This is a genomic window from Kribbella sp. NPDC050470, from assembly GCF_044458365.1.
GTDB lineage: Bacteria > Actinomycetota > Actinomycetes > Propionibacteriales > Kribbellaceae > Kribbella.
In genome coordinates, this window is sequence record NZ_JBITHV010000004.1 from 631,842 (window position 1) to 645,918 (window position 14,077).

The window sequence follows — 14,077 nt, forward strand, 5'->3', positions numbered from 1 at the left end:
ACGGACTCTGCGGCAACGGACTCGCAAGCGACGTGATCGGTCAGGACTGTTCGACGCCGCACAGCTGACCTTTCGTGATCTCGCTAGCCTCGCGGAGTCAAGGAAGCCCGTCGCAGCCGACCCGGTGACGACACAGGCTCTACGCCTCGCGCTGCTGGTCGGCATATGGCTGCTTCAACCCGGATGGATCAAGCCACCTCGCGTCGGCGGTCACCGGGCCTGGAACCCAATGGAGCATCAAGCTAGTCGGGAAGGTCACGGTGGACGGAGTGAGTGTTGCCGCAGCCGCCACCTTCGTCATCACAGTCATCAAGACGCTGGCCGGGTAGCCTTCGCGTTGCTCGGGGCGACACAGCGTAACGAACGCATCCGGCTCAACGATGTAGCGGGCGGGGTGTGGCAGTCGAGGCTGGCACATCGTGATCAGCTTGACGCCGTAACCGGAGGGGTAAGTTCTATGTCTGACCAGATCTCATACGAAGAGTTCAACTTCGCTCATGGCGACTCCGACTTCGCCATGAACCCCGAACCCCGATGTCCCTGCGTCCTCCTCCTGGATGTTTCGTACTCCATGAGAGGTCGCCCGATTGCTGAATTGAATCAAGGGCTCAAGGAGTTCAAGGAGGACCTCGAAAGTGACGATCTGGCCCAAAAGCGCGTAGAAATCGCGACGGTCACTTTCGGCCCCGTCACCACACTGCATGACTTCGTTGGTGCAGGCGCGTGGGATGCCCCGACCCTGATTCCTCAGGGAGACACGCCCATGGGCGCCGCCATCGAGCGTGCGATTGGCTTGGTCAACGACCGTAAGGCCGAGTATCGGGCGAACGGGGTCAAATACTACCGACCCTGGATCTTTCTAATCACTGATGGCGCTCCCACAGACAGTTGGCAACATGCGGCCGGCCTGGTGAAACAGGGCGAGGATTCGAAGAATTTCGCCTTCTTCGCGGTTGGCGTTGAGGGCGCGGAAATGCAGACACTGGACGCAATCGCAGCTCGAGCGGCGCTCAAGCTTGAAGGCATGCGATTCAGAGAGTTGTTCATGTGGCTGTCAGCCTCGCTGCGATCCGTGTCGCAATCTGTGCCAGGTACGGACGTTCCGCTCACACCGCCGAGCGGATGGGCGTCGGTTTGAGTTGGCGCTACCTGCTCGGCACCGAAATCGGCACATCCCATGCTCGTGCAGGCACTCCCTGCCAAGATGAGGTTGCAGTAAGCGTCGAGCGGACGGCGGACGGCGGACCCGTGCTTGCCATGTTTGTGTGCGATGGCGCCGGCAGCGCATCAGAGGGTGGCACGGGAGCTGAATTGGCGGTCGAAGCATCACTGCGATTGCTAAGCGAACGTTCAGCGGCCGGTGCCCTCGACTTCGATGAGCAACTTGCGCAGGATCTGATCAGCGCTGCCCGTAACAAGGTGGAGGAGCATGCCCTCCGCGCAGGACTCAAGCCGAGGGATTATGCCTGCACCTACTTGGCATTGCTGTCGGAAGACTCGCTCGGGACTATCGTCATCCAATTAGGCGATGGTGGCGTAGTGGTAGACCTCGGTCGAGGCCTTGTGTGCCTAACGCAGCCAATGAATGGTGAGTACGCGAACTCGACTTGCTTCCTCACTGACGTCGATGCATCGACTCTCGTCCAAATTCAATGCGTGCAGGCGCGGATCGAACGCGCTGCGGTGTTTACAGATGGCCTGCAGTCGTTAGGCGTCGATCAGGCCACAAACACTCCACACGCCCCCTTCTTCCGCCCGTTCTTCGAGGCGCTCGAGTCAACGGAGATGCCGCCTGACGCTAAACACCCGCTTCAAGGAGCCCTGACCCGCTTCCTGAGGAGTGATTTAGTGAACGCGCGCACTGACGACGATAAGTCAATTGCTCTCGCTATCTGGCAGCCTAATCCCTCACACGAAGGCATAGGAGAAGTACCGTGCCTCTAACGCGGCGCCGGCTGATCAACGCACAAGGCGAGTATATCGAACTGGGTACCGAATTGGGCCGCGGGGGTGAGGGGTCTGTATTCGTCATCGAACGCAACGCTGGCCAGGTTGCGAAGGTCTATCACAAGGTGCCAGACGATTCGCATCAAGTTAAGTTGCGAGAGATGGTTGGCCGAAGTGACGCGACTCTGAACTCGTTCGTGGCCTGGCCGCAACAGACCTTGCATGAGCGGCCAGGCGGACCCATCATCGGGTTTACCATGCCCAAGATGGGCGGCCGGGAACCGGCGCACGCCGTGTACAGTCCGGCACATAGAAAGCGGGAAGAGCCGAACCGGAAATGGGACTTTCTCCTGCTGGCCGCCAGGAACACGGCGGCCGCAGTTGAGGCAGTTCATGCGCGCGGACACGTCATTGGCGATGTGAATCAGAACGGAGTGCTCATCGGCAATGATGGTCGAGCTGCTCTAATCGACAGTGATTCTTTTCAGATCCGCGCGAACGGGAAGACATTCAGGTGTCGAGTAGGTGTTCCCGAGTTCACCCCGCCGGAGCTTCAGGGGTTGGACTCATTCGAATCTCTCGACCGGACGCCGAATCACGACAACTTTGGATTGGCCGTCCTCGTATTCCAGTTCCTCCTCGGCGGAAGACACCCATTTAGTGGAGTTCCTCTTAGGTCGGACGTCGGCAACGACATGTCCGACGACATCCGAGCATTCCGGTACGCGGACAGTCGAGACAGCTCACTTCGCGGCCTTACGCCGCCGCCGCGGAGTATCGCGGTGTCGCTCCTTCCAGAATCCGTTGGTGCGCTGCTGACTCGCGCATTTACCGAGGAAGGAGTGCGCACCGTACGTCCCACAGCGAGCGAATGGGTCGTGGAACTCGATCGCGTTCTGAAGTCGGTGAAGGCATGCAGCAGAAATCCCCTCCACGTATTCGCCGCGCCCGCTGCAAACTGTCCGTGGTGCCGCCTTGATCAGCAAGGCGTTTTCTTCTTTCTCCCACTGGTTATACCGCGCGGACCTTCAGGCATCCCGTCAACATTTGACATCACTAAGGTGTGGCGCGAGATCGAGTCGGTCAGGCCACCGGCGGTTGCCGCGGCGCCAGTTCCATCGCCTTCCGCATGCAGCCCGCTGCCTCGCCCGGCCGGTGTGCCATCGAAGCGAATAATTGCTTGGGCAAGGTGGGCCACGGTGATGACGACGATAGTTCTGTCGATTTCCGTCGGCACGTTCTGGCCGCTCTTCGCCGGCGCCGCCCTCGCTGTCCTGGTCATCATCGCCTTTGTAGCGAAGCCTCTGAAGGCTGAGAGGCAGCGGCGACAGGCGGCTCTCGATAGCGCCAAGGACGTTTTTGAACGTCTGAATAGCCAGTATGAGTCGGTCGCCATGTCGTTTGAACGACAGAAGAGGACAATGGCTGACCTGCGCGGAGAATTTTCGCATCTGGCCACGATGGAGGCTCATGATCTTGCTGAACTCCAACGCACCGCGCACCAACGGGCGCAAGAGCGTCATCTTCGGGGATGCTTCATCGACAGCGCGGACATTCCCGGCATTGGACCCGTGAAGAAGGCAGCACTGAGATCATTCGGAATCGAAACCGCCGCAGATGTCAGCGGGCCGACGGTAATGCAGATCCGCGGATTCGGAGAGCGGCTTACACAAAACATGCTCGCTTGGCGGGCAAACTGCGAAAGACGGTTCAAATTCAACCCAGCGGATCCTGCCCTGAGGGCGGACGAGACGCAAGTACAGGCAAGGTACAGCGTTCGCAGAGCCGAGATTCAAAGAACTTTGATGAATGGAAAGACTTTGCTAGAAACCGCGACTCGTCAAGCAGAGGCGAATACCCGGGCGCTTCATCCTGAATTGGCCAAGGCGGCCGCGCAGTTCGCCCAAGCTCAATCGGACCTGTCGCTCGTCAATTAGAGGTCTTGAATTAGGGTCTTGCCGCCGTCGCCCGGTCCTGCCGCGGGAGTCGAGCAGACAGGTTCCTGGTCGCGCCGCCCCCGAGAAGTAGGACGCCTGAGCAGTGGCGACGGCTGCCGTCAGACCTGAGTTGGGTCAGGTGAGGAGGTTTTCGGGGGCTGGAACGTGCTGACCTGCGGGTTTGTGGTTGTTTAGTGCGTCGTCAAGGCACTAAGTCGGGTCAGTATGATCGGCCGGTGGCCTGGGTTCGGAGGGTTCGTACGGCGTCTGGGGCCACGGCGGTGCAGATCGCTGAGTCGGTCGCGGGCCGGCGCCGGATCGTTCGTCACGTCGGCTCGGCGCGTGACGAGGCCGAGCTTGGATTGCTGATCGAAGAAGCGAACCGGCTGCTTGCTGATGATCGTCAAGGAGTCCTTGACCTTGGCATCACCCCGGCCGTCCCGAAGGCCGTGCTGCTCCCGCCATCGACGCAGCCCGGGCTGTTCGCTCGCGCCGCGACCCCACCACCATCGCGACAAATGGTGCCGCGCCCGCGTGTCCTCAAGAGCTCTTCAGGGCTGCTCTACGACGCTCTTGCTGGGGTGTACTCCAGCCTCGGCTTCGACGTCGTGGACGACGAGGTCTTCCGTGACCTGGTGATCGCACGCGTGGTCGAGCCGACCAGTCTGAGTGACGTCGACCGCGTCCTGGCCGAGATGGGCCGGGTCTCAGCGAGCCTCTCGACGCGCAAACGCACGCTGCGGCGCGCTCAGGAAGGGACCTACCGCGACCAGATCGCGACCGCATGCTTCAACCACGTCCTGTCCAGCGGCGACGTCAGCCTGGTGTTGTACGACGTCACCACGCTCTACTTCGAGGCGGACACCGAAGACGAACTACGCAAGGTCGGCTACTCCAAGGAACGCCCGCGTCGACCCGCAGATCGTGGTCGGGCTACTGGTGGACCGGCGTGGGTTCCCACTGGAGATCGGCTGCTATGCGGGCAACAAGGCAGAGGCCCTCACCATCGTCCCGATCGTGAAGGCGTTCCAGGCACGGCACAACCTGGCCGGCATCGTCGTCGTGGCCGACGCCGGGATGCTGTCCTCGAGCAATCTGAAGGACCTCGACAACGCGGGTTTGCGGTTCATCGTCGGATCCCGGGCGACCAAGGCGCCGAAGGACCTCGAGTCCCACTTCCGTTGGCACGGCGACGCGTTCGTTGACGGGCAGGTGATCGACACCATCACCCCGCGCACCGGGCACAACAAGGACGCGGCGAGCAATCCGAAGACCAAGGCCGAGCCCGTCTGGGACCCGGGCCAGCATCCCGGGTCCTGGCGGGCGGTGTGGGCTTACTCGACCAAGCGCTCGGTCCGCGACACCAAGACCCTGACCCTGCAGGAGAACCGCGCCAAGGCCGTCGTTGCCGGGGAGAAGACCGCACGCACCCCGCGGTTCGTCAAGACCACCAACGGCGCGCAGACACTCGATGAAAAGGCGCTCGCGCGGGCGCGGCGGTTAGTCGGATTGAAAGGCTACGTCACCAACATCTCCGCCGACGTCATGCCCGCAGGCGAGGTCATCGCCAGCTATCACGATCTCTGGCAGGTGGAGCAATCCTTCCGAATGTCCAAGACCGACCTGCGTGCCCGGCCGATGTTCGCCCGCACCCGCGACGCGATCGAAGCCCACCTCACCATCGTGTTCACCGCCCTCGCCGTCAGCCGCACCGTGCAGAACCGGACCGGGCTGTCGCTACGACGGGTCCTGCGCACCCTCAGGCCACTGCGCTCGGCAACCGTCGAGATCAACGGCGTCACGACCACCATCCCGCCCGCGCTCAGCCCCGACGACACCGCGATCCTCAGCGCAATGCAAGCCCCAACCGCAAGGGCACTAAAGCGTTTGGCCCAACTCAGGAGAAACCGCGACTCGTCAAGCAGAGGCGAATACCCGGGCGCTTCATCCTGAATTGGCCAAGGCGGCCGCGCAGTTCGCCCAAGCTCAATCGGACCTGTCGCTCGTCAATTAGAGGTCTTGAATTAGGGTCTTGCCGCCGTCGCCCGGTCCTGCCGCGGGAGTCGAGCAGACAGGTTCCTGGTCGCGCCGCCCCCGAGAAGTAGGACGCCTGAGCAGTGGCGACGGCTGCCGTCAGATGCAGGGCGGACGACCGTCAGTTCCTGATGCACCGGTATCGACTGCGCTGTGTCACCGGCTGTAGTCTTGGCAACCTTGACCAGCCCAGACGTACCGGCTTTGAAATGGGAATGTCGGCGCTACGGGTTTGACTCCGCCGGGGGCACGCATCCTGGCGGTGTCCTGATGCGGTCCAGAAGCGACGGGGCGTAGGAGGAGTTGGGGTGGCGCAGTTAGGGGACGACCGATGGGTCGAGGTGTCCCCCTCGCAGTTCCCACACGAGGCGGAGGGGCTCGGGCTGGTCCGCGCGATCATGCCTGACGAGAGCCCGTTCCGTGCCTGGTCGAACTTCGAGTTCCGTGACTCGCGTGGTCGCTGGCACGAGGTGGATCTGCTCCTACTCGGCCGCGACTGCATGCATCTGATCGAGCTGAAGTACTACTCCGGCACACTGCGTGGCAACGACTACAACTGGCTGCGCGACGGCAAGCGTCCGGAGGAGTCTCCGCTCAAGCTCGCCCGCCGCAAAGCCCAGTACTTCGCTAGTCGGTTGTTGGACGAGCTCCGCGTGTGGGCCAACGAGACAAGAACTCGGATCCCGAACGAGCGGGACGTCATCCCCTTCATTCAGGAATCGGTGTTCCTACACCATCCCAACTTCAACTCCCTCCTCTCCCCGGCCAGCGCGAGGAACCTCTACGGTCTGCCAGGTGCCGAAGCGCAGACGCATCTACCGCCGATCACCGACCTCGTCCTCGAGCCTGTCGGCCGGCGTGCTATCGGCCCGAACCAAGAACAGATCCTGGTCGCCCTACTGAGGCGCATCGGCCTGGTCCAGCGCAGGGAGCGCGAGGCCGGTTCATGGGTGATCGAGGACGAAGCCATCGACGCGGACGAGAGCTGGCAGGACTGGCTGGCATCACACAAGTTCGCTCAGCAAGAACGGGCCCGGATCCGCTTCCAGGTCACGCCGCCGGGCGCCGACGACCAAACTCGCAGCAGTGTCCGACGGATCGCCGAGCACGAGTTCCGGATCATGTCGCGCCTTCAGCACGACGGTCTGCTGAGGCCCCGGGACCTCGTCGAGTCCGATCTCGGTGTTGGCCTCGTGTACCCGTACGACGCCAACTGGCAGCGGCTCGATCTCTGGTTGGCCGGCGAGGAAAACGGCGTACCGCTCGCAACCCAATTGTCGATGATCCGCCAGATCGGCGAGGCACTGCAGTACGCCCACGGCAACAAGGTCGTCCACCGCGGGCTGTCTCCCAAGGCCGTTTGGGTCCGGAAGACCCCCGGCATCGCCAACGACGTCAAGGTCCGTATCGGAGACTGGCAGGGCGCCGGCCTCCTCGAGACTTCCGGTCAGACGCATTCGGCTGTCCCTGGTGTGACCTCTCTCCTGGGTGTCGCTCCAGGTCATCCCAACAGTCCGGGCGGCGCCGAAACCAGCGCTGATCAGGAGTCCGAACGCTGGCTGACCGAGTCCTTCCGGGCCCCCGAAGGCACGTGGAACCCGTCAGCAGACCGAATCCGCCTGGACGTCTTCGGCATCGGCGCCCTCGCGTTCTTCCTGCTGACCGGACAGCCACCGGCATCCAACGCCAACGCCCTGAAGATGCGCCTCAACGCGCAGCAGGGTCTGGACGTCGCGGTCGAGCTTCCGCAGATCTCCTCGCCGTTGCGCTCGCTCGTTCTCAAGGCGACGCATCCCGCTCCGACGCAGCGGACGCCGGACGTCGCGACCTTCCTTTCCCAGCTCGCTGCGGCCGAACGCGAAGCGACGACAGACACGCCCGAGGAGGATCCGCTCGAGGCGACGCCCGGGACGATCCTTGATGGTCGTTTCCGCCTCGAGCGCCGTCTCGGCCAAGGCTCTACCGCTGCGGGCCTCCTCGTCACCGATCTCCACGCCCACGGCAGCGACGCCGAGCGGGTCCTCAAGGTCGGCCTCAACGCGGACGCCGCCACCCGGCTCGTGGACGAGGCTGAGGTCCTGCGCGGCCTGAACACTCCCCGCGTAGTCAAGCTCATCGATGGCCCGCTGGTCGTCGGCGGCCGCCAGACACTCCTCCTCGAGAACGCCGGTCCCGAAACACTCAGCGAGGTCCTACGCACTCGTGACCGCCTCTCCCTGGACTTGCTCGAGCGCTTCGGCATCGACCTCCTCGACTGCCTCGTCGCGCTGGACAAGGCAGGCATCGACCACCGCGACATCAAGCCCTCTAACCTGGGAGTTCGGGAGAACCGCGGCGACCGCACGAAGCACCTGGTTCTCTTCGACTTCTCCCTGACGCGTGCCGCGGCGTCGGCCACATCCGCCGGCACGCCGCCGTACCTCGACCCGTTCCTCACCGGCAAACGAGACCGCTTCGACTCCGCGGCCGAGCGTTACGCGGCCGCTGTCGTGCTCTTCGAGATGGCCACGGGCTCCACGCCCGTGTACGGCGATGGGCAAGCAGATCCCTCGACCATCCCGAACGAGGCGACGATCGAGCGGCGGATGTTCGATCCCGCGCTCGCCGATCTACTCGCTGACTTCTTCCGTACGGCGCTCGCACGGGAAGCGTCCGCTCGGCACCACACGGCCGAATCGATGCGCGTTGCGTGGCAGGCGATCTTCACGACCGAGGCCACGACCGAGCCATCCGAGTCCGATGTGGAGCTGGCCCGGCAGGCACAACTGACGACCCCGCTCGTCGAGTCCGGCCTCACTGCCCGCGCCCTGTCTGCCCTTGAGCCGTATGCCGTTCAGACTGTCGGCGAACTCCTCACTGTCGATCCTGTCCGCCTGGCTCGCATGCCGGGTGTCGCGAACTCGACCCGCCAACAGATCAGTCACCGGATCAAGGAGTGGCGGGCTCGACTGGGTGACGGCAACCGAGCGCCGGCGCGGGATGGTCGCCCGGTCACGCCGGACGAGGCGGCGGCACTGCTCGTCAGCAGGGTGGCGAACCCCCGGGCGCCGAGACGGGCGGCCTTGGCCAGGCTGATCCTGGGCATTGACACGGAGCTGGACGCCTTTGCCACGCAAGCCGAGCTGGCAGCGCACTTGCCAGTGCCGGTGACTCCTGCCCGAGCCGGCCAACTGCTCGCGACACTTCAGGAAACATGGGCAGCCGACGATGACGCTCGCGCGCTGCTCGACCGGCTCGCAGACGCCGTCAGCGCGCGTCTGACCGAGCTCGGCGCGATCGCTACCCCTGCTGAACTCGGGCGCGCGGTACTTCAGACACTCAGCCCGGCCGATGAACCTCACGAGCGGCTAGCACGCGGTCTCCTGCGGCTCGCGCTCGATCGCCGCCGTGCCCTTCATCGTGCCGACGGCTCGGCAGCCCCGATGTGGACTCGCCGACGCGGCGGCGAGGTCGTCCTGCTGTCGGAGGATCAATCGCTCTTCGATCTGGCTCAGTCGCTGGCCGACGTGGCTGACGAACTGGTCGATTCCGCTGGCGAGCCCGCAGAGGCCTTTGTTCCAGCCGGCCGCACCGCAGCACGCCTTGCCGCTGCCGTTCGCGACACCAAGCTGCCGGCCGAGCTGAGCGACCCGAAGCGGCTGGTCCAGCTCGGCGCCGCGCTGTCGACAGCGGCCGCCGCGTCTGGCGCAGGAGAGCTGCATCACCGCGATCTCTCCCAACTTTCGGCCCTCGAGCTGACCTTCCGGGGCTTCGGTGGCGGCCAGCAGCTGAGTCCGGACGAGATCCGTGAGCGAGTGCGCGTCCGCTTTCCCGCCGTACCTGACATGCCGCGGCGTCCGACGCTCGATGTCCTCGTCCAGGACGCCGGCCTCGGGCTCGTGTTTGATGACCGCGTTGGCATCTATCGTTCGCCAGATCTCGGCGGGACCACCGGCCTGGAATCTCGCAGACCAACCAGCTTGGCAGCTGCCACCTCGCCAGTTGAGTCGACTGGTGCGGCTGGTGCCCGACTCGAGAGCTCGATCGCGAGCCGATCGTTCCTCGCTCTTGGCGTGCGCGCCGACCGCCTCGCGCGCTTCTTGACTGCGGTCGAGGACAGGTACGACGTTCATGTTGTCGACGTTACGGCTGTACTTCTGGATGCGTTGCGGTCCGCATCGGCTCAGGCCGGTGTGCCGTGGGATCTCGTGCGCGCAGCCGATGCCGAGGCGGAGGCTAGCCGCGGCCGGCGAGGTCTCCACGAGCTCGTCAAGAGATCATGGAGTGAGGTCGAGAACGCAGTTGACACTGCGCTAGCTGCCGAAGGCCCAGATGCGCCCGTACTGGTCGCTGAGGCATCGCCGCTCGCCAGATACGACAACATCGGGCTGCTCGCCCGCTGGACCGACCTGGGCATCTCACGCAGGCGAGCAGTCTGGCTGGTCGTCCCCCAGCTCGGCGCCAACCAGGGTGCTGTCCTCGACGGGAAACCAGTACCCCTGGCATCGCCGAGCCAGTTTGTGGCCCTTGACAACGACTGGATCGACAACACGGCCGCATTGGCAGCGGCTGCACAGAAGGAGCTGTGACCGTGGCTGTCTCGCCGGACCTCACTGGGGCACTCAAGAAGGTCGTGATCGATCTCGAGAACGACCTGCGCGAGCGCGTCGAGTCCCAGCCGGACGTTCTTGCTGACTGGAGGAAACAGCACTCTGCCGCTGCAGCCAAAGAGCGGACCGGGATGTCGTGGCAGCAGTGGCGCGACGACCGCGTCACCATGGCCGCGGTGGCGTGGGTGCTGACGACGGTCTTCATCCGATTCTGCGAGGACAATCGTCTGCTCAAGCCGGTGTGGATCGCCGGTCCCGACAATCGGCGGCAAGAGGCACTGGATGCCGAGCTCGCATACTTCCGCAAGAACCCCGAGGACACGGATCGCGAATGGCTGCTGCAGGCGGTCGAGCACCTGCGGACCACGAAGGCGACCCTCGAGCTCGTCGAATCGCACTCGTCCCTCTGGACCGTCTCGCCGTCCGGTCAGGCCGCGAAGCGCCTCATCAATTTCTGGCGCGCCAAGACCGAGTCCGGAGAGCTCGTTTGGGACTTCACCGACCCTGAGCTTTCGACCCGTTTCCTCGGCGATCTATACCAGGATCTCTCGGACTACGCCAAGAAGACGTATGCCCTGCTGCAGACACCCGTCTTCGTCGAGGAGTTCATCCTCGACCAGAGCATGGAACCCGCCCTCAAAGAGCGGCCGCTCGAGGGCTTCAAGATCATCGACCCGACCTGCGGCTCAGGCCACTTCCTCCTCGGAGCGTTCGCCCGGCTGGACGCTCGGTGGGCAAATCGCGCTCCCGATCTAGAGACACGCGCTCGAGTCAGTGAAGTCCTCAAAGCCATCCACGGTGTGGACCTGAACCCGTTCGCCGTCGCCATCGCCAAGTTCCGCCTGATGGTCGCAGCCCTCCAGGCGTGCGGGGAGCGATCCTTGGAGGAAGCGCCCAACTTCCACTTCAACCTAGCGGCCGGCGACTCACTCCTCCACTGGTCGTACGAGTCCGAGTTGCCAATCGAGGACTTCGATGCTGATTCCCAGATCAGCGGCTTCGCCTATGACACCGAGGACCTCGACGCGCTCCGCACGATCCTCGCACCCGGCCAGTACGACGTTGTTGTCGGCAACCCTCCGTACATCCCTGTCGAGGATAGGAAGCTCAGGACTACATATAGGAAGCTGTATCCAACCTGCAAGGGGACTTACGCGCTAACCGTGCCGTTTATGGAGCGATTCTTCCAACTCGCGAAGCCATCGTCCGGCGACCGACCGGCAGGATGGATGGGTCAGATCACGTCTAACTCATTCATGAAGCGCGAGTTTGGGTCAAAGCTCATCGAGGAGTTTCTTGTAAGGATGGACCTGCGACTCGTTGTTGACAGCGCAGGCGCATACATTCCAGGGCATGGCACGCCTACAGTGATTCTTATTGGCCGACCGCAAGCGCCTACCGAATCAACGGTAAAGGCTGTACTTGGTGTACGCGGCGAGCCAGCTCAGCCCGCAATCCCAGAAAATGGATTGGTGTGGTCTTCTATTGCGGATAATATTCGATCCGACGCTTACTTGAATGAGTTCATCAACATCACGCAGCTTGACCGAACCGCTTTGAAGGGGCACCCGTGGAGCCTGGCCGGCGGCGGCACTGGCGACCTGCTGTCGGCGATCAATGCTAAGGCGGTTACGGTCGGCAAGAAGGCGATTCGGATTGGGTTCTTCGGCGACTCGCACGCAGATGAAGCTTTCTTCCTGCCGAAGCACGTCATGCGTCGTTTCGGTGTTAGTAATGACCTGCAAGAGGCCACAGCCCGAGGTGATGGCGTCCGCGACTGGAGGGCAGAATTCGCAGAAGCAGCACTTCTGCCGCGCACCCTCACTGGAAAGCCATCGACGCAGGATGCACTCGGGCGTGCCATCCGCCTATATTGGCCGTTGCGTACCGAACTTTGGAGTCGAGGAACCTTCGGCGGTGAGACTTACAGATCCAGCGGTCGCGACTGGCTTGATTGGCATCAACTCCCTCTCGACCGGCTCGCCAATCGATGGGCAATTGCATTTGCCGAGGTAGCGACACACAATCATTTCGTATTGGATCGCGACGGGCGCGTATTCAACAGATCCGCCCCAGTGATCAAATTGCCAAAAGAGGCGAAGGAGGACGACCATGTCGCTCTCCTTGCGTTGCTCAACTCGTCATCTGTACTCTTTTGGCTCCGCCAAGTGTGTGGCGGAAAGGGCGGATCCGGAATTGGACGCGGGATCCAGCCTGAGGCCTGGATGGAGCGGTTCAATTACAACTCGACCAACGTGGCCGACATCCCTGTCGGATCTACACTGCCGCTGGCGCGCGGAAAAAAGCTGGATGCGCTGGCTCATTATGTCGCTCAGCATAGTCCGCAAGGAGTTATTGCTGCGGGCGTTCCGACCGTAGCAACTCTCGCGGAGGCCAGCCAGCGATGGGAGTCGCTGCGCGGCCAAATGGTCGCACAGCAAGAAGAGCTGGATTGGGAAGTCTACCATGAGGCGTACGGGCTAATCGACGAAACCATGATCTACTGCGGTGACGACCTTCCGGAGATACGGTTGGGCGAGCGTGCCTTCGAAATTTCCCTAGCCAGAAGGGTTGCTTCAGGCAAGGCAGAGACCGCTTGGTTCAAACGCCATGGGTCGACACTGACCACTGAGATCCCGTCGCAATGGCCACCGACATACCAGAATCTAATTCAGCGACGGATCGACCTGATCGAGTCCGACAAGTTCATTCAGCTTCTAGAAAGGCCCGAGTACAAGCGCCGCTGGGCCAGTGAATCGTGGGAGAGTCAGCTTGAGCGCGTCCTTGGCCATTGGCTACTCGACCGGATGGAGGACCAGAAGTTCTGGTTCGATGCCCAGCAGCGGCCGGCCGCCCGATCAGTTGCGCAGCTGGCCGATATGGTTTCGCGGGACGCGGATCTCGTGTCGATGCTGGATCTTTGGTCGGGCCGCAGGGATCAGTCCGTGACGCAGCAGCTCGCGGCGCTGCTTGACGGTGAGAGTGTGCCTTTCCTCGCGGCTCACCGGCTCAAGGTGTCTGGCCTGCGCAAGCGTGAAGCGTGGGAGCAGACCTGGGAGCTGCAGCGTCGGGAAGACGCAGGCGAGAGGATCGACGACATCCCTGTGCCACCGAAGTACACGTCAGCTGACTTTCGGAAGACGGCGTGGTGGCAGCATCGGGGCAAGCTCGACGTGCCGAAAGAACGGTTCATCCTCTACCCGGATGCCGGCCGCGAGACGGACCCGACCGAATTGCTTGGCTGGGCTGGTTGGGACCACGCGCAGCAAGCTCTGGCTCTAGCGATGGTCATTGGCGAGAGGGAGCAGGAAGGCTGGTCGGAAGAGCGGCTCGAACCGCTCGTGGCTGGTCTCGCCGAGCTCCAGCCGTGGGTGCGTCAGTGGCACGATGAAGTCGACGACACGTACGGACTGAACCTCGCGGACTTCTGCGAGGAGCAGTTGCGGGATCGTGCGCTGCAGGTGCACAAGACTCTCGACGAGCTCAAGAAATGGCAGCCCAAGCCGGCCACCCGTCGACGCAAGGCGAAGGTGTGAACTACATGTCGACAAACAAGACCGAGGAGGCGAC

Annotated in this window: 5 protein-coding genes and 1 pseudogene; all 6 read left to right on the forward strand. The window is 63.1% G+C overall.

Going from position 1 to position 14,077, the window contains the following annotated elements; genetic code table 11:
* The first annotated feature begins 457 nt into the window (after window positions 1–457).
* The gene (locus ACIBGM_RS15005) at window positions 458–1,138 is read left to right on the forward strand and encodes a VWA domain-containing protein (RefSeq protein WP_396385791.1); all 681 of its coding nucleotides are present in this window, start codon (window positions 458–460) and stop codon (window positions 1,136–1,138) included.
* The gene (locus ACIBGM_RS15010; protein ID WP_396385793.1) at window positions 1,123–1,944 is read left to right on the forward strand and encodes a PP2C family serine/threonine-protein phosphatase; all 822 of its coding nucleotides are present in this window, start codon (window positions 1,123–1,125) and stop codon (window positions 1,942–1,944) included. Before ACIBGM_RS15005 ends, ACIBGM_RS15010 begins: the two co-directional genes overlap by 16 nt.
* On the forward strand, window positions 1,935–3,884 hold the full coding sequence (locus ACIBGM_RS15015) for a helix-hairpin-helix domain-containing protein (protein WP_396385795.1): 1,950 nt from the start codon (window positions 1,935–1,937) through the stop codon (window positions 3,882–3,884). Before ACIBGM_RS15010 ends, ACIBGM_RS15015 begins: the two co-directional genes overlap by 10 nt.
* A 236-nt stretch (window positions 3,885–4,120) precedes the next feature.
* Window positions 4,121–5,735 (forward strand): annotated as a pseudogene (locus tag ACIBGM_RS15020) (IS1634 family transposase); the annotation flags it as partial.
* Between the two features lie 491 nt (window positions 5,736–6,226).
* Window positions 6,227–10,486 carry a BREX system serine/threonine kinase PglW gene (gene pglW / locus ACIBGM_RS15025; RefSeq protein WP_396385796.1) on the forward strand — a complete coding sequence of 1,420 codons (4,260 nt, stop codon included), beginning with the start codon at window positions 6,227–6,229 and terminating at the stop codon, window positions 10,484–10,486.
* Window positions 10,487–10,488: 2 nt separating this feature from the next.
* Window positions 10,489–14,043 (forward strand): BREX-2 system adenine-specific DNA-methyltransferase PglX, encoded by a 3,555-nt coding sequence (gene pglX / locus ACIBGM_RS15030; RefSeq protein WP_396385798.1) that lies wholly within the window; start codon window positions 10,489–10,491, stop codon window positions 14,041–14,043.
* The last annotated feature ends 34 nt before the right edge of the window (window positions 14,044–14,077 follow it).

Bases quoted from the DNA above. Each gene is read 5' to 3' on its own strand.
- ACIBGM_RS15010 (WP_396385793.1), top strand. From the start codon at position 1,123: ATGGGCGTCGGTTTGAGTTGGCGCTACCTGCTCGGCACCGAAATCGGC.
- ACIBGM_RS15005 (WP_396385791.1), top strand. From the start codon at position 458: ATGTCTGACCAGATCTCATACGAAGAGTTCAACTTCGCTCATGGCGAC.